At 64.5% G+C, this 20,338-nt stretch carries 13 protein-coding genes; 12 read left to right on the forward strand and 1 reads right to left on the reverse strand.

Translation table 11 applies throughout. From position 1 onward, the window contains the following. The first annotated feature begins 112 nt into the window (after positions 1–112). Genes bcsQ through K675_RS0118045 form a run of 9 tightly spaced genes read left to right on the forward strand, consistent with a single transcriptional unit; the run spans position 113 to position 14,942 of the window. On the forward strand, positions 113–1,309 hold the full coding sequence (bcsQ, locus tag K675_RS0118005; RefSeq protein WP_017904880.1) for a cellulose biosynthesis protein BcsQ: 1,197 nt from the start codon (positions 113–115) through the stop codon (positions 1,307–1,309). Continuing rightward, a complete protein-coding gene (gene bcsA, locus K675_RS0118010; protein WP_017904881.1) occupies positions 1,306–3,531 on the forward strand; it encodes a UDP-forming cellulose synthase catalytic subunit in 2,226 nt (741 codons plus the stop codon). The genes bcsQ and bcsA overlap by 4 nt, the downstream gene beginning before the upstream one ends. Next, complete coding sequence (gene bcsB, locus K675_RS0118015) at positions 3,528–5,861, forward strand: cellulose biosynthesis cyclic di-GMP-binding regulatory protein BcsB (protein ID WP_017904882.1); 2,334 nt, start codon at positions 3,528–3,530, stop codon at positions 5,859–5,861. The genes bcsA and bcsB overlap by 4 nt, the downstream gene beginning before the upstream one ends. After that, positions 5,858–7,084, forward strand: a complete 1,227-nt coding sequence (bcsZ, locus tag K675_RS0118020) for a cellulose synthase complex periplasmic endoglucanase BcsZ (RefSeq protein WP_017904883.1) — start codon at positions 5,858–5,860, stop codon at positions 7,082–7,084. The genes bcsB and bcsZ overlap by 4 nt, the downstream gene beginning before the upstream one ends. After that, positions 7,066–10,983 carry a cellulose biosynthesis protein BcsC gene (locus K675_RS0118025; RefSeq protein WP_017904884.1) on the forward strand — a complete coding sequence of 1,306 codons (3,918 nt, stop codon included), beginning with the start codon at positions 7,066–7,068 and terminating at the stop codon, positions 10,981–10,983. Before bcsZ ends, K675_RS0118025 begins: the two co-directional genes overlap by 19 nt. An 18-nt stretch (positions 10,984–11,001) precedes the next feature. Then, positions 11,002–11,688: an SGNH/GDSL hydrolase family protein gene (locus K675_RS0118030; RefSeq protein ID WP_017904885.1), complete on the forward strand. Its 687-nt coding sequence runs from the start codon at positions 11,002–11,004 to the stop codon at positions 11,686–11,688. Then, positions 11,685–12,362, forward strand: coding sequence for a cell division protein FtsQ (locus K675_RS0118035; RefSeq protein ID WP_017904886.1), 678 nt, complete (start codon positions 11,685–11,687; stop codon positions 12,360–12,362). Before K675_RS0118030 ends, K675_RS0118035 begins: the two co-directional genes overlap by 4 nt. A gap of 19 nt (positions 12,363–12,381) precedes the next feature. Further along, the gene (locus tag K675_RS0118040; protein WP_017904887.1) at positions 12,382–13,797 is read left to right on the forward strand and encodes an MBOAT family O-acyltransferase; all 1,416 of its coding nucleotides are present in this window, start codon (positions 12,382–12,384) and stop codon (positions 13,795–13,797) included. Next, positions 13,797–14,942: an alginate O-acetyltransferase AlgX-related protein gene (locus tag K675_RS0118045; RefSeq protein ID WP_037006761.1), complete on the forward strand. Its 1,146-nt coding sequence runs from the start codon at positions 13,797–13,799 to the stop codon at positions 14,940–14,942. The genes K675_RS0118040 and K675_RS0118045 overlap by 1 nt, the downstream gene beginning before the upstream one ends. A 17-nt stretch (positions 14,943–14,959) precedes the next feature. On the opposite strand, the gene K675_RS0118050 is transcribed toward K675_RS0118045, so the two are convergent. After that, positions 14,960–16,558: an alkaline phosphatase D family protein gene (locus K675_RS0118050; RefSeq protein ID WP_017904889.1), complete on the reverse strand. Its 1,599-nt coding sequence runs from the start codon at positions 16,556–16,558 to the stop codon at positions 14,960–14,962. Positions 16,559–16,883: 325 nt separating this feature from the next. Here K675_RS0118050 and K675_RS0118055 point away from each other — a divergent pair, with 325 nt between their 5' ends. From K675_RS0118055 to K675_RS0118065, 3 genes are read left to right on the forward strand one after another with little or no spacing between them, the layout of a single operon-like run. Then, complete coding sequence (locus K675_RS0118055; RefSeq protein WP_017904890.1) at positions 16,884–17,291, forward strand: ExbD/TolR family protein; 408 nt, start codon at positions 16,884–16,886, stop codon at positions 17,289–17,291. A 2-nt stretch (positions 17,292–17,293) separates the two neighbouring features. Beyond that, entirely contained in the window at positions 17,294–18,019 is a 726-nt protein-coding gene (locus K675_RS0118060) for an energy transducer TonB family protein (protein ID WP_017904891.1), read from the forward strand. Between the two features lie 24 nt (positions 18,020–18,043). Next, positions 18,044–20,323 (forward strand): TonB-dependent receptor, encoded by a 2,280-nt coding sequence (locus tag K675_RS0118065; RefSeq protein WP_026145309.1) that lies wholly within the window; start codon positions 18,044–18,046, stop codon positions 20,321–20,323. Positions 20,324–20,338: the final 15 nt, after the last annotated feature.

Genomic DNA, 20,338 nt, shown 5'->3' on the forward strand with positions numbered 1-20,338 from the left:
GCTACTACCTGTAGGGGAAGCAGTCGGGAATAATGGACGCTGTACAACCAGGGTGGGTGCTTGTCCCTTTGGATGCTGATTTTGAATTTTTATTGTGCAAAGGGACACCGGCATGCATCGTTCTGACGATATCGCGAATCTGTTCAAGAGATTCGGGGGGAGTGCGCAAAATTATCTCGAAATCGAGCCGTCCTATGACTACGCCGAGGAAACGGCGAGCGAGCTGATCGCGAGCCTGAGTTCACTGCAGCCGATGGTCGCGGTATCTGCGGCCGTGCCTTCGCTCCCGGTTACCGATGAGATGCAAGCCGCAACCCCGGGCCGTCCCGATGATGTGCCGTCGGCGCTTGCCGAGCCAGAGCCTGTTCCGGTCCCGGTGGTGCCGTTGGCCGCTGCGGCACCGACGCCGGTTGCCACAGCCACCGCCGCGGCCTCCATGAACTCCCTGAGCCGCCTGCTGGCGGAAATCGAGCAGCAACGCCAGGCGAGTGCTTCCCACACTCCCGCCCAGGTCGCTGGGCAGCCGGTGCTCAAAGCCAAGGTCATCGCCGTGGTCTCGGCCAAGGGCGGCGTCGGCAAGAGCACCCTGGCCGCGGCACTGGCCAGCGCCATCAAGCGTGCCGACGGCCGCACCCTGGCCCTCGACCTCGATCCGCAGAATGCCCTGTGCCTGCACCTGGGCGGCAACGACCAATGGCCCGGCATCGCCCAGGAACATCGGCAGCAGGACTGGCGGCGCCTGCTGCGTGACGGCTACTCGGCTTGCCACTGCCTGGCCTATGGCCTGGTGAGCGAAGAGGAGCGGGTGAGTTTCGAAAACGCCCTGCGCGACGATCCCACCTGGCTGGCTCGGCAACTGGCCGAACTGGGGTTGGGCGAACAGGACACTGTGATCATCGATACCCCCACCGGAGCGACGGCTTACCTGGCCCAGGCGCTGGCCATTGCCGATGTCGCGCTGGTGGTGACCCTCGCCGATGCCGGGTCCTATGCCAGCCTGGAACAGATGGACCGCCTGTTGGCACCCTATCGGCAGCGGGAGATGCCGTTACAGTGCAAGTATGTCATCAACCAACTGGATACTTCGCGTCAGTTCAGCCTCGACGTCTGTGAAGTATTGAAAAGAAAGGCCGATAACCGCTTGTTGGGGGTGATCCGTCAGGACCACTTCCTCGGCGAGGCATTGGCCTATGAGCGTAATCCCCTGGCGCATATCCCTACGACCCGAGGCTGTCAGGACATTCTCGACGTGGCCGGTTCGCTGTGCGAACTGCTCGTGCAAGGTACGCAAGAGTCCCATCTGTCATGACCATCGATCCCAATTTCACGCCCCAGACCCCGGGGCGCTCAGAGTTGCGCCTCAATGACTGGCTGGCCCGCGTCAAGCAGTGGCCGAGCGCCTTGCGTCGCACGCTGATCGTGGTGGGGGCACTCAGCGCCTGTCTGTTGCTGGTCGGCATCATCAGTGCCCCACTGGACCTGTACACCCAATGCCTGTTCGCGGCGCTGTGCTTCGGCTCGGCCCTGCTGATCAAGCGGGTGCCCGGCCGCTTTCCGGTACTGGCGCTGATCGTGCTGTCGCTGGTGGCGTCCCTGCGCTATCTGTACTGGCGCCTGACCGACACCCTGGGCTTCGAAGGCTGGCTGGATATCCTGTTCGGCTACGGCCTGGTCCTGGCCGAGTTCTATGCGCTGGTGGTGCTGATATTCGGCTACGTGCAGACTGCCTGGCCATTGCGCCGCCGTCCGGTGCTGCTGGCCGGTGATCCGAGCGACTGGCCGACGGTGGATGTGTTCATCCCCACCTACAACGAAGCGCTGAACATCGTGAAGCTGAGTATCTTCGCCGCCCAGGCGATGGACTGGCCGAAGGACAAGCTGCGCGTTCACGTGCTCGACGATGGTCGCCGCGAGGAGTTCCGCCGGTTCTGCAGCAACATCGGGGTCAACTACATCACCCGCGACAACAATTTCCACGCCAAGGCCGGCAACCTCAACGAAGCGCTCAAGGTGACCGATGGCGAATACATCGCCATGTTCGACGCCGACCACGTACCGACCCGCTCCTTCCTGCAGATCGGCATGGGCTGGTTCCTCAAGGATTCGAAGCTGGCGATGCTGCAGACGCCGCACTTCTTCTTTTCCCCGGACCCGTTCGAGAAGAACCTCAACACCTTCCGCGCCGTGCCCAACGAGGGCGAGCTGTTCTATGGCCTTGTGCAGGACGGCAACGACCTGTGGAACGCCACGTTCTTCTGCGGCTCCTGTGCGATCCTGCGCCGCAAGCCGCTGGAGGAAATCGGCGGGGTGGCGGTCGAGACCGTCACCGAGGACGCCCATACCGCGCTCAAGCTCAACCGTGCCGGCTACAACACCGCCTACCTGGCGATCCCCCAGGCCGCGGGACTGGCGACCGAAAGCCTGTCGCGCCACATCAGCCAGCGTATCCGCTGGGCACGCGGCATGGCGCAGATCTTCCGGGTCGACAACCCGCTGATGGGCAAGGGCCTGAACCTGGGCCAGCGCATCTGCTATGCCAACGCCATGTTGCACTTTTTCTACGGCCTGCCGCGGCTGGTGTTCCTCACCGCGCCGCTGGCCTACCTGATTTTCGGCGCGCAGATCTTCCATGCCTCGGCATTGATGATCACCGCCTACGCCTTGCCGCACCTGTTCCATTCCAACCTGACCAACTCCCGCATCCAGGGGCGTTTCCGGCATTCGTTCTGGAACGAGGTCTACGAAACGGTACTGGCCTGGTACATCATGCCGCCGGTGCTGATGGCGCTGGTCAACCCCAGGTTCGGCGGCTTCAACGTCACCGACAAGGGCGGCATCATCGACAAGGAATACTTCGACTGGAAACTGGCCCGGCCGTACATCGTGCTGCTGGCGCTGAACCTGATCGGGCTGCTGTGCGGTATCTGGCAGTTCATCTGGGGCGAGCCCGACACCGCGATCACCGTGCTGATCAACTGTGTCTGGACGCTCTACAACCTGATCATCACCAGCGCCGCCGTGGCAGTGGCTTCGGAAACCCGCCAGGTCCGTTCCGAGCCGCGGGTCCGTGCCGAACTGCCGGTCAGGATCGGGCTGGCCGATGGTACCGAGGTCTACGGTGTGACCCAGGACTTTTCCCAGCGCGGCCTCGGCCTCAAGTTGCCGGAGGGCACCACGGTGGCCGCCGGTGAACGCATTCGCGTCTCGCTGTTCCGCAATTCGCAAACCAGCCAGTTCGATACAACGGTGGTGTTCAGCAAGGGCCAGTACCTCGGTGCGCTGTTCGACCCGTTGACCCTGCGCCAGCAAAGCGAACTGGTGCGCATGACCTTCTCCCGCGCCGACACCTGGGCCGCCAGTTGGGGCAGCGGCAAGGTCGATACGCCGCTGTCGGCCCTGCGTGAAGTCAGTGCCATCGGTGTGGTCGGCATGGGCGCGTTGATCAAGGCCAGCGTGCTGCAGGTTCGTGATCGCCTGGCTGCAAGATCTGCCAATTCGAAATCGCTCGATCCTCTTATGGACAAGTCATGACCATGAAATCCTCGTCCCGCAGCAGCACCCGCTGCCCACGTCACCCGTTCATGCGCCTGGCTTCGTCGGTGCTGTGCCTGGGCGCAATGATTCACATGGCCTATGCCGATGCGGCGGCGGCCAATACTGCCGTGGCCAGCCCCGTGGCCCCCGCGGCCGTCGAGCCCGCCGCCGCGGACCAGGCGCCGGCCGGCAGCTACACCCGGGAACTGACCCTCAAGCAACTGGGGCGCCTGGACACCATGAATCTGCAGGGTGTCGAGGCCTCCGATGCGGTCAATTTCAACATCCGCGCCGATGAAGTGGTCAACGGCGCACAGTTGGTGCTGAGCTACAGCTATTCGCCGGCACTGCTCGCCGACCTGTCGCAGATCAACGTGCTGGTCAACGACGAAGTCGCCGCCAGCCTGGCGCTGCCCAAGGAAGGTGCCGGCCAGCCACAGCAGCAGGTGGTGAACATCCCGCCGCACTTGATCACCGAGTTCAACCGCCTGCGCCTGCAATTCATCGGGCACTACACCATGCAGTGCGAGGACCCGCAGCACAGCAGCCTGTGGGCCAAGATAAACGTCGGCTCCGAACTCAAGCTCAGCGTTTCGCCGATCCAGCTCAAGGACGACCTGTCGATCCTGCCGCTGCCGTTTTTCGACCGTCGCGATGCGAGCCAGCTCAACCTGCCGTTTGTATTTGCCCGGCAACCGGATAACGCTACCCTCGAAGCCGCCGGCGCTCTGTCGTCCTGGATGGGCGCGCTGGCGTCCTACCGCGGCGCCAACTTCACCAGCGCCCTGGGTGAGATTCCCCAGCAGGGCAACGCCATTGTCCTGATCGAAAGCAAGGAGGCCGTGCAACTGGGCAGCCTGCAGATCCCGGAGCTGAAAGGGGCCACCGTCACCCTGCAGGCCAACCCGAACGACCCGCGCGGCAAGTTGCTGATCGTCGCCGGTCGCGATGCCGCCGAGCTCAAGCTGGCCGCCAACGCCGTGGCCATCGGCAGCAAGGCGCTGGTGGGCAGCAGCGTGGTGATCGATCACCTCGATCCGTTGAGCCCACGCCAGCCCTACGATGCACCGAACTGGCTGCCGTCCGACCGCCCGGTACGCCTGGGCGAGCTGATCGAAACCAAGCAGCTCAGCGTGTCCGGCTACAACCCCGGCAACATCACCATCCCCGTACGCCTGCCGCCGGATCTGTTCAACTGGCGCGAGGCCGGCGTGCCGCTGGACCTGAAGTACCGCTATACCCCGCAACAGGAGTCGGCGAACTCCTCGTTGCTGGTAAGCCTGAACAACTCCTTCATGAAGTCGATGCCCTTGCCGTCGCTCAAGAGCCTCGACGGTGGCGACAACCTGCTGGCGATGCTGAATAAAGACGAGAGTCTGCCGCGCGAGGCCCGCGTGCTGTTGCCACTGGGCGTGGCCTCGCCACGTTCGCAACTGCAACTGCGCTTCATGTTCGACTACATCAAGCAGGGCGAATGCCGCGACATCATCATCGACAACATGCGCGGCCTGATCGACCCGGATTCGAGCCTCGACCTGCGCGGTTTCAACCACTACATCGCCTTGCCGAACCTGGGTGTTTTCAACGACAGCGGCTTCCCGTTCACCCGTCTGGCGGATCTGTCGCAGAGCGCCGTGGTACTGCCTGAGGGCAGTGGCCCGCAGGAGTGGGGGGCGTACCTGACGGTACTCGGTCGGTTCGGTGAATCCACCGGCTATCCGGCGACCGCGGTGACCGTGGTGCAGCCCAAGGATGTCCAGTCGGTCAGCGACAAGGACCTGCTGGTGTTCGCCTCGGGCGCCAACCAGCCGCTGCTGGAGCAGTGGGCCAGCCACTTGCCGGCCGGTCTCGAAGGCACCGGCCACCGGTTCAGCCTGTCCGACCTGACCCTGCGCGTGCGTGACTGGATCAGCCCGGACCCGCGGGCCAACCAGCGCAAGCCGCGCCTGCAGGTGACCTACAGCGGTGCCAACAGCAGCACCTACCTGGCCGGTTTCGAGTCGCCGCTCAGGTCCGAGCGCAGTGTGGTGGTGATCGCCAGTGGCAAGCCCGAAGGCCTGGCCGATGCCACGGCCGCGCTGATCGGTGGCGACCAGTACAAGGACACCATCCAGGGCAGTCTGGCGGTGGTGCAGGACAAGCGCATCACCTCGCTGGTGGCTGACGAGCAGTACTACGTCGGCGACCTGAGCCTGTTCAAGCGCATGCAGTGGATGCTTTCGCAGAACCTGCTGTGGATGCTGTTGGTGACGGTCTGCGGCCTGGCGCTGGTGAGCCTGCTGCTGTTCGTGTTCCTGCGTTCCCGGGCCCGGAAGCGTCTGTCATGAGTCTGTGCAAGTTGAACGCCCCCGCCAGGCGCGTGGGGCGTGTGTTTGGGCGCGGCCTGCTGTCCCTGGCATTGCTGCTGCCGATGGCGGCGCAGGCCGGCGAGAGCTGCAATCTGCAGAACTGGCCTCTGTGGAAGAACTATGCCGAGCGTTTCGTGCAGAAAGACGGGCGCATGCTAGGCTCGAGCATGGACCCCAACCAGAGCAGCTCCGAGGGCCAGTCCTACGGTATGTTCTTCGCATTGATCGGCAACGACCCGGAGACGTTCGATGCCCTGTGGCGCTGGACCCGGGACAACATGGCCGGCGCCAACATCGCGCAGAACCTGCCCGGCTGGTTGTGGGGCGCGACGCCCGCCGGCACCTGGGGCATCATCGACAGGAATTCCGCGAGCGATGCCGACCTGTGGTTCGCCTATGCCTTGCTGGAGGCCGATCGTCTGTGGAAAAAGCCGGCCTACCGGGCCGATGCGCAGCGCATCCTGGACAATGTGCAAAAGACCCTGATCCGCGACATTCCCGGCCTTGGCAAGATGCTCCTGCCGGGGCCGGTGGGTTATGAGCACCCGGATCAACTGTGGCGCTTCAATGCCAGCTATACGCCGATTCCGCTGTTGCGCCGCTTCAGCAAGGAATTGCCGTCGAGCCCCTGGAAGGAAGTGGCCGACAGCACCGCGAAGATGATCGCCGACAAGAACATGAATCGCTTCGGCTTCGTTCCGGACTGGGTCGGCTATCGTGGTACGGACCTCAACAAGGGCATGTTCGTGGTGGACAAGTTCACCAATGCGCTGGGCAGCTATGACGCGATACGTACCTACCTGTGGGCCGGCCTGACCTCGCCGGACGACCCCCTGGCCAAGCCGATGCTCGATCACCTCGACGGTATGGCGCAGTCCGTCGCTTCCACGGGCGTACCACCGGAAAAGGTCCAGGTGCTCACCGGCGTCACCGAAGGCGTCGGCCCCTACGGCTTCTCCGCGTCGCTGGTACCGTACCTGCGGGCCAAGGGCCTGCCGTTGCTGGCGGACCAGCAACAGCGGCTGGTCGACCAGGCGATTGCGCATTTCACCAACCCGGCTGACCCGGCCTATCAACAGCATCAGTATTACCATGTGATGCTGAGCCTGTTTTCTCTCGGTTGGAGCGAGCACCGCTATCAGTTCAACAAGGACGGCACTGTGAAAGTATCCTGGGAGGCCGCATGCGCCAGCAAACCCTAGCCCTGGCGGTCTGTGCCGCTCTGGCTTCCGGCTTCGGTTTCGCCGCTGACAGCGGCAGCCCGCAATCGCTGCTGATTCAGCAGGGTTACTACTGGCAGTCCAAGGAAAAGCCCGATCGCGCGGCCGAGGCCTGGACCCGCCTGCTGAGCCTGGACGCCGAACAGCCCGATGCGCTGTACGGCCTGGGCCTGATCGAGGTGCAGCACCAGCGCATCGCCAACGCGCAGAACTACCTGGCCCGTCTGCGGGCGATCCAGCCGATGCCACGTCTGGCGCTGCAGCTCGAACAGGATATCGCCCTGAGCCCGCCGGAAAAAAAACAGTTGCTGGAAAAGGCCCGCGAGTTGAGCGATGCCGGTGAGCGCGACCAGGCCGTCGCGGTCTATCGGCAACTGTTCGAGGGCCGCCAGCCGCAGGGCCTGATCGCCCGCGAGTACTACAACACCCTGGGGTTCTCCACCGGTGGCTGGCCGCAGGCCCGCGTCGGGCTGGAGCGCCTGCGTCGGGAACGTCCGGACGATGCGATTCTCGACCTGTGGCTGGCGCTGCACCTGGCGCGCAACCCCGACAGCCGTCCGGAAGGTATCCGTGCCCTGGCACGGCTGTCGCACAACCCGGATATCGGTGGCAACGCCGACGAGACCTGGCGTTTCGCCCTGGTCTGGCTTGGGCCGCCGTCGCGGGACCAGGTGTCGCTGTTCGAGCAGTACCTGCAGGCGCACCCGGACGACAGCGAAATCCGCGCGCTGATGAACAAGGGCATCGCCCAGGGCCGCACGGGTTCCGGCTGGCAGCGCGACCCGCATGTCGCCCGTGGCCTCAAGGCGCTCGACGTCGGCGACCTGGCGACCGCCGAGCAGGAGTTGCAGGCGCGTCTCAAGGACAAGCCCGACGACTACGATGCCCTGGGGGGCATGGGCATCCTGCGTCAGCAGCAGAAGCGTCTCGGTGAGGCGGAAAACTACCTGGCGCAGGCGACCCGGACCGGCGCCGGCGCGCAGTGGAAAGGCGCTCTCGAGGACGTGCGCTATTGGATCCTTCTCGACCGGGCCAACGACGCCCAGCGCAATGGCCGCCAGGCCCAGGCGCGGGAACTGATCGAGCAGGCCATCGCGAAGAACTCGGTCGAGCCGGCCGGGCCGACCGCGCTGGCCGGCTGGTATGCCCAGGCCGGACAATTCGACGACGCCGAGGCCGGGTACCGACAGGTGCTGGCGAGAAACGCGAACTACCCCGATGCCCTGAGCGGGCTGATCGGCGTGCTGTCGCGGGCCGGCAAGTCCGATGAAGCGCTGCAACTGATCGATCGCCTGTCGCCGGCCGAGCAGGCACGCCTGGCGCCGAGCGTGCGCATTCGTGCGCTGCGTGCCACCCAGGTGGCCAAGCTGGCCGAGCGTCGCGGCGACCTGGCGGGCGCTCAGCGTGCCTACAAGGAAGCCCTGGCCGACGACCCGAAAAATCCCTGGATCCGTTTCGCCCTGGCGCGGGTATACCTGCGCCAGGGGCAGGCCCAGGTCGCCCGCGACCTGATCGACGAACTGCTCAAGCAGCAACCCGATCAGCCGGACGCGCTCTACACCAGCACCTTGCTCTCCGCCGAGCTGGGCGAGTGGACCAAGGCCCAGCGCACCCTGTCGCGGATTCCGGCGGCCAAGCGCAGCGCCGACATGAACGAGATGGACCTGGACATCCGTCTGCACGTGCAGACCGAACTGGCGGTGGATGTCGCCCGCCGCGGCCAGCGCCAGGAAGCCTGGGGCCTGCTGGGACGGTGCGAGCCGCTGACCCGTGGCAAGCCCGAGCGCGTGGCGATCCTGGCCAGTGCCTACGCCGAGGCCGGCAATCCGGACCAGGCCGTCAGCCTGATGCGTGATCTGCTGGACAAATCCGCACCGAGCCCGGACCTGCAGTTGCTGTACGCAGGCGTGCTGCTCAAGGCCGACCGGGATACCGAGGTCAGCGAAATCCTGCGCCAGTTGCAGGGCAAGCCGATGAGCGAGACCGCGAGCAAGCGCTATGAGGACCTGGTGTTTCTCTACCGGGTCAAGCAGGCCGACGAACTGCGCCAGAAGAACGATCTGGTCGCCGCCTACGACATGCTGTCGCCGGCCCTGCAGCAGCGGCCGAACGACAGCCTGGCGATTTCCTCGCTGGCGCGCATGTATGCCGCCAGCGGCAATGTCGACAAGGCACGCAAACTCTATGAACCGCTGATCAAGGCCGACCCCGGCAATGCCAGGCTGCAACTGGGCCTGGCGGACATCGCCATGCAGGGGCGCGACTACTCGCTGGCCGAGCGTTCGGTGGAAAAGGCCCTGGAACTCGAGCCCGGCGTGCCGCAGACCCTGACCGCCTCGGCGCGGATCTATCGCGAGATGGGCAAGACCGGCGAAGCCAGCCGCCTGTTGCGCAAGGCGATCGAGATCGAGAACGGCCAGCGGGTCGACACCTATGTCGCCGGTGTCGCGAGTGGCAACGCCGCATCCTCCAACCCGTTCGTCGGGCTGGCCGGGCAGCGCCGCCAGGGCACCTCGCTGGCCGAAGCCTCGCTGATCCCGCCACCGGTGGAGGGTTCGCCGAGCGGCCTGAGCGCCGGTGATCAGGAACTGATTCCGGAGCCGGTCACACGCAAGGTCCAGGCCGCTGCGGCAGCCCCGGTCGCCAGTCGCAGTGCCAACCCGTTCAGCGACCCTTACTCGCGCGACACCTACGCCCGTGACACGGCGCCGAGCACCGGACTGAGTCCGGCCCAGGTCGCGCTCAACGATATTCTCCAGGACCGTACGGGTTATGTCGTGCAGGGTTTCACCGTGCGCAGCAACAACAGTGAGAAGGGCCTGGGCAAGCTGACGGACGTCGAGGCACCGTTCGAGGCCAGTTTCCCCGTCGGCTCGAACCTGGCGAGCATCGCGTTGCAGGTCACGCCGGTCTACCTGTATTCGGGCAGCCCCGGTGCCAACGGTTCGCCCCGCTTCGGCACCAGTGGCACCGCGCTCGTCGGCAGCCAGAAGGACAGCGGTGTCGGTCTGGCCGTGGCCTATCGCGACAAGGACAACGGACTCAAGGCCGACATCGGCATGAGCCCGATCGGCTTCACCTACAGCACGCCGATCGGCGGCGTCAGCCTCAACCGGCCGTTCTCCGCCAACCCCAACTTCAGCTATGGCGTCAGCGCCTCGCGGCGCGTCGTTACCGACAGCGTGACCTCGTTCGCCGGTTCCCGCGACCCGCGTACCGGCGAGAAATGGGGCGGTGTCACCGCCAACGGCGTGCGCGGAGAACTGGGCTACGACAACCAGAAGTTCGGGGCGTACGGCTACGGTTCGGCACACCGGCTGATGGGCAACAATGTCGACGACAACAACCGTTTCGAGTTGGGCAGCGGTGTCTACTGGTATCTGCGTAACACGCCGGGCAGCATTCTCACCCTCGGCCTCAGCGGCTCGGCCCTGAGCTACTCCGAGAACCAGGATTTCTACACCTACGGCCATGGCGGCTATTTCAGTCCGCAGACCTTTTTCGCCCTGGGCGTGCCGGTCAGTTGGTCGCAGCGCACCGAGCGCTTCACTTACCGGATCAAGTCCTCGATCGGTATCCAGCATATCGGCCAGGACAGCGCCGACGTCTTCCCCGGTCACGGCGAGTACCAGGCCAATGCCACGGCAGTCGGTCTGGGCCGCTACTCCGGTGACAACAAGACCGGCATCGGCTACAGCCTGAGCGCGGCCGGCGAATACAAGTTCGGTTCGAACTTCTTCCTCGGCGGTACGCTGGGCGTGGACAATGCCAGCGATTATCGCCAGGTCGCCGGTGGCGTTTACCTGCGCTACACCTTCGAGGACATGAACGGCCCCATGGATCTGCCGGTCAGTCCCTTCGGTTCCCCCTATTCGAATTGATTCAACGAGGAAAGTTTGATGGCTTCTTCCGTGCTCGCTGGTTTGACCCTGCTCGTGATTGGCGAAAGCCACATGAGTTTTCCCGACTCGCTGATGAACCCGCTGTATGACAACCTGACCCAGCAGGGGGCCCAGGTGCATGCGATCGGTGCCTGTGGCGCCAACCCGGCCGACTGGGTCACGCCGAAGCTCAAGCTCGACTGCGGCGCGACCCGCGACCCGGGCGAGAAGATCAAGGTGATGAGCCGCGGCACCATGGACACTCAGCCGATCAAGGACGTGATCGCCAAGGACAAGCCGGACCTGGTCGTACTGATCATGGGCGACACCATGGCCTCCTACAAGACCACGCCGTTTCCCAAGGTCTGGGCCTACCAGAGCGTGACCGCGCTGACCAAGCAGATCGCCGACAGCGGCGCCAAGTGCGTCTGGGTCGGGCCGGCCTGGGGCAAGGCCAACGGCAGCAACACCAACGAGAACACCTACGGCAAGAACCAGGTGCGCACCCAACTGGTCGCCGGCACCCTGGCCAACATGGTCGCGCCGTGCACCTACATCGACTCGACCAAATTCTCCAAGCCGGGCGAGTGGATCACTTCCGACGGCCAGCACTTCACCATCGCCGGCTACAAGTCGTGGGCGGCGGCGATCGGCAAATCCATCAGTGAACTGCCCGCGAGCGCGGTGAAGGGAGCGAAAAAGTGAAACGGACTTTCGGCTTTGTCGGCGGCCTGCTCGGGGTCGCCCTGGTCGCGCCGGCGTTCGCTGCGCAGATCGCCCTGTATCCTACCGGTCCGTCGCAGGACTCGGCCTATCTGCGTTTCGTCAACGTCTCCGCCAGCCCCCTGGAACTGACGCCCGACGGCGCCAAGACCAGCCTCAAGCTTGAAGGCGACAAGGTTGTCAGTGACTTCATCCCGGTACCCGGTGGCCAGGCGATCAAGGGCACCCTGAGCCGTGACGGCCACAAGGTCGCCCTGGAGGCGAAAGTCGCGGCCGGCGACTTCGCCACGGTGTTCGCCCTGGACGACGGCAAGCAGGGGATTCGCCAACTGGTGGTCAACGAAGCCTTCGACATTCCCAACCAGCTCAAGGCCTCACTGGCCCTGTTCGATGCCGACTCCGGTTGCGCCGAGGCCAAGGTCAACCTGGCCGGGCGTGATGTCGACCTGTTCCAGAAGGCTCCGGCCGGCAACCCGCGGCGCCAGGAACTCAACCCGCGTGGTTCGCTGGCGGTCCAGCTGGTCTGCGCCGGCAAGCCGGTCGGTTCGGCGCTCGAGCTGGGCGCGCTGGAAGCCAACAAACGCTACAGTCTATTGATACTGCCTTCGTCGACGGGGCCGCGTCTCATTACCGCCACGGACAGCGTGTCCAACTGAATCGGAAGCACCCGTCGCCATGGTTTTCGCCTCGCTCGAGTTCCTGACGCTGTTCCTGCCCGCGTTCCTGCTGGTCTATGCCCTGGCAAGACCGGCCTGGCGCAACGCGATCCTGCTGATCGGCAGTTGGTTGTTCTACGGCTGGCTGAGCCCGCTGTTCCTGTTCCTGCACATGGTCCTGACCGTGCTCGCGTGGGTCGGCGGCCTGCTGGTCGATCGCTCGCGGGAGGACGGCCGCGGGCGGATCCGGCTGCTGGTGGCACTGATCGTGATCAACACCGCCGTGCTCTGCTGGTACAAGTACGCCAACATCCTCGCCGCCACCTGGAACGAGCTGATCACCTGGTACGGGGCCATGCCCATGGCGTGGCAGAAGGTGGCGCTGCCGGCGGGGTTGTCGTTCATCGTGCTGCAGGCGATTTCCTATCTGGTCGACGTACACCGGCACGTGGTGCCGGTGGAGCGCAGTTTCGTCAACTACGCGACCTACATCTCGATGTTCGGTCACTCCATCGCCGGTCCCATCATTCGTTATGACTGGGTCCGCCGCGAGCTCAACCAGCGCTATTTCAACTGGCTGAATTTCTCCCTGGGCGCGCGCCGGTTCATGATCGGCATGTGCATGAAGGTGCTGGTGGCCGACACCCTGTCGCCCCTGGTCGACGTGGCCTTTCACCTGGAAAATCCGTCCTTCGTCGATGCCTGGATCGGCTGCCTGGCCTACTCGCTGCAACTGTTCTTCGACTTCGCCGGCTACAGCGCCATGGCCATCGGCCTGGGGCTGATGCTGGGCTTCCATTTTCCGGAGAACTTCAACCGCCCGTACCTGGCCTACAGCATCCAGGACTTCTGGCGCCGCTGGCACCTATCGTTGTCCAGCTGGTTGCGCGACTACCTGTATATCTCCTTGGGCGGCAATCGCAAGGGCACCTGGAACACCTATCGCAACCTGTTCCTGACCATGGCGATCGCCGGCCTGTGGCATGGCGGCGACAGCTGGAACTACCTGTTGTGGGGCTCTGCCCATGGCGTGGCGCTGTGCGTCGATCGTGCCTGGTCGCGTTCCAGCCTGCCGGGCTTGCCACGCTGGGCCTCGCACACCGCGACGCTGTTGTTCGTCTGCCTGGCCTGGACGTTGTTCCGCTCCCCGGATTTTGCCACGGCGCTGAGCATGTACGGCGGGCAGTTCGGCCAGCATGGTTTTGCCCTCGGCGATGCGCTGGCGGTGACCCTGCGACCGGTGCACGGCCTGGCGGCCCTGCTCGGGGTGGTGTGCATTCTCGCGCCGCTGTTGCAGGCGCGTTGTGAAAGACGATTCGCCGGCAGTGCGTGGTTTGCGCTGGCTGCGGCCCTCTGGCCCGTGCTCGGGTTCATGCTGTCGTTCGCTCTGATCGCCAGCCGTGAAGCCGTGCCCTTCCTGTATTTCCAGTTCTGATGACCAAGCCAACGCAATCCCCGTCGACCGCACCCACGCCCCCCACGGAGCTGGCGCTTCGCGTCAGCCCGTTGGCGGGCGTGATCTTCATGCTGTTCCTGGCGCTGGGCCTGTTGTCCTGTGTCTGGCTGATGTTCAAGGGCAAGATCGAATTTCTGCCCAAGACCGTCACCCAGGACATGCTGCTGCACGGCGACATCACCCATCGCTTCGCCAAGACCCTGTCCGATGCCCCCGTGCCGAAGCAGGCCGCCGACCTGGAGCGGGGTGCCAGTTGGCTGGCCTTTGGCGACCTCGGGCCGCGGGTGCGCGAGGGCTGCCCGGATTGGTTGTTTCTCACCGATGAATTACGCCTGAACCGCCATGCCGAGCTCAATGCGCGGGCCAAGGTCCAGGCGGTGAGCGAACTGCAGCAGGCGTTGGGCAAGCGCGGTATCCAACTGGTGGTGGCGGTGGTACCGGACAAGAGTCGGATCGTCGCCAACCAGTTGTGCAGGCTCAGTCGTCCAGCCGTGCTGGCGCGGCGTATCGATGAGTGGCTGGGGCAGTTGCAGGCAGCGGGCGTTCCCGCCTTGAACCTGACATCGGCCTTGCAGGCGGTCGGCGAAGCGGCCTACCTGCGTACCGATACGCATTGGAGCGAGGCCGGTGCCAAGGCCGCGGCGGAGCAGGTGGCACAGATGATCCGTGGGCAGAAGTTCGAGCCGACGCCTCGCAAGGCTTTCGACCTGGTGACACAGCCGATCGCGGTGCGGCCAGGCGACCTGGTGCGCCTGGCAGGGATCGACTGGTTGCCGGCGAGTTTGCAGCCACGGGTCGAGAACGTCGCGGCGACGCAGATCAAGGAGCGCGCGGAAGAGGCCGGTGGCGACAACCTCGACGATCTGTTCGGCGATGACAACCTGCCGAATACCGCGCTGATCGGCACCTCGTTCTCGCGCAACTCGAACTTCATCGGCTTCCTCGAAGCGGCGCTCGGCGCACCAGTGGGCAACTTCGCCAAGGATGGTGGCGAGTTCTCCGGCGCGGCCAAGGCCTACTTCGAAAGCCCGGCGTTCACGCAGACGCCTCCGAAGTTGATTGTCTGGGAAATTCCCGAGCGGGACCTGCAGACGCCATATGACGGCCATGCGCGGCTGCCCTGAGGGGCAGCACCGGCGCATCAGAGGGGCAGTGCCCCCGCCCGTCCATCTTCGACCACGAACTGCTTGAGCGTTGACACCGTCGCTCGCGGATCGGCCCGTTCAGAGATCGCCCGGAAGCTGGTTGTCATCCTGCCCGACTCCAACTCGACCGACACATAGCCATGCTGGCGACTGTCGAAAAACCGCACATGCGGATTGAACGGCAGCACCGAGTTGAACAACTCGAACGGTGGCCCGTCGGAGGTCACCGAACTGCCGATGAACTCGGTGGCGACGATCTTCGAATCCGGATTCCCACCGTCGAGATGCAGATCGGTGGTCCAGAACGAGTGGATATCCCCACCCCAGAACACCGGGTTCTTCACCCGCGTGCGCTCGATCGACTGTAGCACCCGGTCGCGGGTGGCGGCATAACCGTCCCAGCCATCGGTCCAGTGGCCCAGTTCCTGGCTGCCCGGCATGCGCTGGAGCACCGGGGTCACCAGCAGGTCCTGGGCGATCACGTTCCAGCGTGCCGTCGAGCGGGCAAAGCCCTGGTCCAGCCAGGCTTCCTGTTCCCAGCCGAGCATGGTGCGTTTCGGGTCGCGCAGGTCGACGCAGTCGCTGGGCGCAACATGCCCCTGGTGGCTGCGGTTGGGCGGGATGCACGGCTGCTCGGAGCGGTACTGGCGCCCATCGAGAATGTGGAATTGTGCCAGTTGCCCGTAATCGAGGCGCCGATAGATGCGCATGTCCGGGCCTCTGGGCAGGCTGCTGGCGCGCAGTGGCATATGTTCGTAGAAGGCCTGGTAGGCCGCCGCGCGCTGCTTGAGGAATGCCTGCGGCGAGAGGTTCGGGTCCTGCGACCACTGGTTGGCGTAGTCGTTCTGTACCTCGTGGTCGTCCCAGGTCGCCGCGCAGGGCGCGCAGGCGTGGAGCGCCTGCAAGTCCGGGTCGGTCCGATACAGTGCGTAGCGGTTGCGGTAGTCCACCAGGGTCCTGGCGTTTCCGGCACCGTGAGGTCGCACGATTTTTCCTGGATCGGTGTAGGAGCTGTCGTAAATATAGTCGCCGAGGAAAAACACCAGGTCGGGCTGTTCGGCGGCGAGGTGGCGGTAGGCGCTGAAGTAGCCCCGTTCCCAATGCGAGCAGGAGACGAAGCCCAGTCGCGCCGAGGTCATCGCTTGTCGTGGCGGTGTCGTACGTGATTGACCGACCGGGCTCTGGGCTCCGAGGCTTTCGAACTGGTACCAGTAGGGCCGACCGGCTTCCAGTCCGGCGACCTCGACATGCACCGAATGGGCGAAACGGCTGTCGGCCATGACCTCGCCGCGTTGGATGACACGGCGCATGGCCGCGTCCGTCGCCACCTGCCAACGTACCGGCACCGGCCGGTCCAGCCCGCCATTGCCGTCTGCCGCATTGAAGCGCGGTGCCAGTCGCGTCCAGATGACAAAGCCGTCGGGCAATGGGTCGCCCGAAGCGACGCCGAGGGTGAAGGGGTAGTCGACCCCGGCACCGCGGGCGAATGGGCTGAGTAGCGACAGCGCCGCGGCCCCGGCAATCCCGGTGATCAGGCGGCGTCGGTCCAGGTCGATCGGGCCCGCACCGGACGCTTGCACAACATTATCGGTCATGGAAAAAACTCTTGGGTTCAGTCAAAGGGGTTGCCCATGGTCCCGCAGGAGTCCTTGCCGCAGCCTATCGATATGTACCCCTTTCAAACGGTGGCAGCAGTCATCTACGGTGGCCCGGATGAAGTGGCCGAGTCCTGTTTCAGGAAGCCCGGTCGAGAAAAGTTCCAAGGGTGTCCTCGCCGAGTGTCAGTTTCATTACGTGTCGAAAAAAATCAGTAGTGGCACGTAATGGCCGTCCTAGAGCCTTAAAACCGTAAATTAAAGTTAACCGATCGGTCATTTTTCGTTGCTAGCTTGGCGCCCCTAATCAACAAGGGGCAGCCGAATGAGAACCTGGGACGAACCTAAAAAGCGCAAGGCGCACATCGAACTGATCCCGATGATCGACGTGATGATGTTCCTTCTGGTGTTCTTTGTGCTGGTCAGCCTGAACGTGATTCCGGCCCTCGGCATGAAGACCCAGTTGCCGAGCGCCAGCAGTTCGCAGCAGCTCAAGCCGCAGAACAAATTCATCCTCACCCTGGGCGTGGACGGCCAGTTGCAGTTGGACGGCAAGGACATGACCGTCGAGGGCCTGGTGCCGGCGCTCAAGGCCGCCGAGAAGCCCGACAGCAAGTCGACGATCATCGTCAACAGCGACAAGGGCGTGGAAGTCGCCCGCCTGGTGGAAGTCATGGACACCTTGCGTCTGGGTGGCTTCACGTCTGTCTCCATCGCCACGCGTAAGTCCTGATCATGTACATCCTGTTTCGTGCACGTCAGCTGCTGGGCAGTGTCCCGGCCCTGATCGCCATGGCGCTGGTGATCCTGGGGATCACCTCGCAGCCGTTGAAGGTCCAGCCGGTCTACGACGAGTCGGCGGTGGAACTGGCCCTGGTCGAGCCTGAGCCGGAGGTGGTCCCCGAGCCGGTGCCGGCGGTGGAAGAGCCGCCACCGCCACCGGTGATCGAGGACGAGGAGGCCGAGCCCGCGCCACCGCCACCACCGCCCAAGCCACAGCCCAAGCCGGAACCCAAGCCCAAGCCGACACCCAAACCGGTGGCCAAGCCGACGCCCGTGCCGGCCAAACCGGTGGAGGCCAAGCCGCCTGCCGAGCCGGTGGTGGCCAAGACGCCAACGCCGCCCGCGCCGCCAGCACCGCCGAAGGTCGACAGCCAGGCCCTGGAAGGCGGTTACCTCAAGGGACTGCGCAATGAGTTGGACACCTTCAAGCAGTACCCCACCGGACGCCAGGCCTCCCTCGAACGCCCCAGCGGCGATGTGGTGGTCTGGTTGCTGGTGGACCGGCAGGGCCGCGTTCTCGACTCCGGAATCCAGACCCCGGCCTCGAGCATGCTGCTCAACCGGGCCGCGACCAACAGCCTGCATCGCATCAAGCAGGTCAAGCCTTTCCCTGAGCAAGCCTTTGGCGGACGCAACGAGCAACGCTTCACCGCCACTTTCAATTACAGCGTGCAGTAAGCACCTATAACCAGGAATAGAGTGATGAGGTTTACACGGATTCATCTGGCACTCGTTGCCGCGAGCATGGGCCACGGCGTGGCAATGGCGGACACCGCTGCCAGCGATGTCGGCGTGATCGGCGTGCAGGGCAAGGCGACGGCAGGTGGCGGCTACATGGTCCAGGAGGACAGCATCAAGGGCCGCTCCACCGTGACCAAGGAGGCGCTGGACAAGCAGACCGCCACCGGCAACGCCATCGACAAGCTCAAGTACACGCCGGGGCTGAACATTTCCAGTGAAGACGCCACGGGCCTGGGCAGCTTCCGCTTCACCATGCGCGGTCTCAACTCCGACCAGGTCGGCATGTCCATCGATGGCATGCCGATCAACGACTCCGGCAACTACGCGCTGTACGCCAACCTGCTGGGCGACCCGGAGAACATCGAGCAGATCTTCGTCACCCAGGGTTCGTCCGAGGCCGATGGCCCGCACATCGGCTCCAGTGGCGGCAACATCGGCGTGGTGACCATCCGCCCGACCAAGGAGACCGGCGCCTTCGTCAAGCAGGTGGTTGGCAGCCATGCCACCACCAAGACCTTCGCCCGCCTCAACACCGGTGAAATCAACGGCCTGAGCAACTGGCTGTCGGTCTCCCACACCGAAGGCCAGAAATGGCGCGGCGGCGGTGCCGAGCGTGCCGACAAGGTCGAGTGGAACAGCTTCTTCGACATGGGCGGCGGCAACACCGCCAACCTGATCCTCAAGTACCACGAGCAGGAAAACACCAGCTACAGCCAACTGACCAAGGCGCAGTTCCAGCAGTACGGGCGCAAGTACGACCCATACCCGCAGACCCCGGCCGTGGGCAGCAACGGCAAGATCAACAGCTACTACGGCCTGGCGCTGAACCCGTTCCAGACCTTCACCGGCGTGCTCAACACCCAGTTCAAGCTGGCCGACAACCTCGCGCTGTCGGTGATCCCGTACTACTACTGGGGTAACGGCAGCGGCGTGGGCAGTTCGGCCTACGCGCTCAACAGCGGCTCGAATGCCGGTGGCGTATTCGACCTGAGCAACTTGCCGACCGGCGCCCAGTACAACGCCGACGGTACACCGAACACCGGCGTGTACTACCGGCCTTCGCGGACCCAGACCTGGCGCCCGGGGATCACCACCAAGCTGAACTGGGACCTGGGCGACCACAGCCTGCAGTTCGGCTACTGGTACGAGCGCGCCCGCCAGAGCCAGACCCAGCCCTTCATCCGCCTCAAGTCCAGCGGCAAGCCGGAAAGCGTCTGGCCCGACTCCGACTACGTGGTCGATGCCAACGGCAACACCGTTCAGGGGCGCGATCGCTTCACCGTGACCCCGGCGCAGAAGGTCTGGGCCCAGGACACCTGGTACTTCACCCCGGACTGGACCCTGGTGGCGGGCCTGGCCTACATGAACGTCAAGCGTGACGGTACCAACCACGGCAGTCTCACCGAACAGCCGGAAAAGCGCAGCCAGACCTACACCAAGCTGCTGCCCAACGTTGGCCTGAAGTATCAGGTCGACGAGTACGACCAGGCGTTCTACAGCCTGTCGCGCAACATGCGCGTACCGCAGAACTATGTGCTGTACGACAAGGGCGCCGGCTCCATCGACGCCAAGCCGGAAACCAGCTGGAACCACGAACTGGGCTGGCGCTACACCAAGGACGACATGACCGTCGCCGCGACCCTGTTCTACATGCAGTTCGAGAACCGCCAGGTGTCGTCCAGGGACATCAACGGCGACTTCGCCGACATCAACGCCGGCAACGTCGACAACAAGGGCCTGGAGCTGGAGTGGAGCGGCCTGCTGCCCCATCACTTCAACTTCTACACCTCGTACACCTACACCCGTGCCGAGCAGAAGGACGACCTGACCGTCTACAACGCCGGCAAGGCGATCCTGCTGCCGACCGCCGGCAAGCAGTTCGCCAACGTGCCGAAGAACATGCTGGCCGCCAACATCGGTTATGACGACGGCCTGTTCTACGGCACCTTCGGCGGCAAGTACACCAGCAAGCTGTACGGCGACCTGACCAACGACGAGGCGATCTCCGGGCGCACCGTGTTCAACCTCGGTGCCGGTATCTACCTGCCGGTGGACAAGAAGGTGGTCAAGGACGCGACCCTGCGCCTGAACGTCGACAACCTGTTCGACAAGAAATACCTGGACGGCGTGTACACCACCAAGACCAACTCGGCGACCTATGGCGGCTTCCGTGATGGCGACCCGGCCTACATCGTCGGCCTGGACCGCACCGTGACCGTCTCGCTGGAGGCGAATTTCTGATGTCTGTCCCATCCG

This window comes from Pseudomonas fuscovaginae SE-1, assembly GCF_000364705.1.
GTDB lineage: Bacteria > Pseudomonadota > Gammaproteobacteria > Pseudomonadales > Pseudomonadaceae > Aquipseudomonas > Aquipseudomonas fuscovaginae_A.

Bases quoted from the DNA above. Each gene is read 5' to 3' on its own strand.
- bcsQ (WP_017904880.1), top strand. From the start codon at position 113: ATGCATCGTTCTGACGATATCGCGAATCTGTTCAAGAGATTCGGGGGG.
- bcsA (WP_017904881.1), top strand. From the start codon at position 1,306: ATGACCATCGATCCCAATTTCACGCCCCAGACCCCGGGGCGCTCAGAG.
- bcsB (WP_017904882.1), top strand. From the start codon at position 3,528: ATGACCATGAAATCCTCGTCCCGCAGCAGCACCCGCTGCCCACGTCAC.
- bcsZ (WP_017904883.1), top strand. From the start codon at position 5,858: ATGAGTCTGTGCAAGTTGAACGCCCCCGCCAGGCGCGTGGGGCGTGTG.
- K675_RS0118025 (WP_017904884.1), top strand. From the start codon at position 7,066: ATGCGCCAGCAAACCCTAGCCCTGGCGGTCTGTGCCGCTCTGGCTTCC.
- K675_RS0118030 (WP_017904885.1), top strand. From the start codon at position 11,002: ATGGCTTCTTCCGTGCTCGCTGGTTTGACCCTGCTCGTGATTGGCGAA.
- K675_RS0118040 (WP_017904887.1), top strand. From the start codon at position 12,382: ATGGTTTTCGCCTCGCTCGAGTTCCTGACGCTGTTCCTGCCCGCGTTC.
- K675_RS0118045 (WP_037006761.1), top strand. From the start codon at position 13,797: ATGACCAAGCCAACGCAATCCCCGTCGACCGCACCCACGCCCCCCACG.
- K675_RS0118050 (WP_017904889.1), bottom strand. From the start codon at position 16,558: ATGACCGATAATGTTGTGCAAGCGTCCGGTGCGGGCCCGATCGACCTG.
- K675_RS0118055 (WP_017904890.1), top strand. From the start codon at position 16,884: ATGAGAACCTGGGACGAACCTAAAAAGCGCAAGGCGCACATCGAACTG.
- K675_RS0118060 (WP_017904891.1), top strand. From the start codon at position 17,294: ATGTACATCCTGTTTCGTGCACGTCAGCTGCTGGGCAGTGTCCCGGCC.
- K675_RS0118065 (WP_026145309.1), top strand. From the start codon at position 18,044: ATGAGGTTTACACGGATTCATCTGGCACTCGTTGCCGCGAGCATGGGC.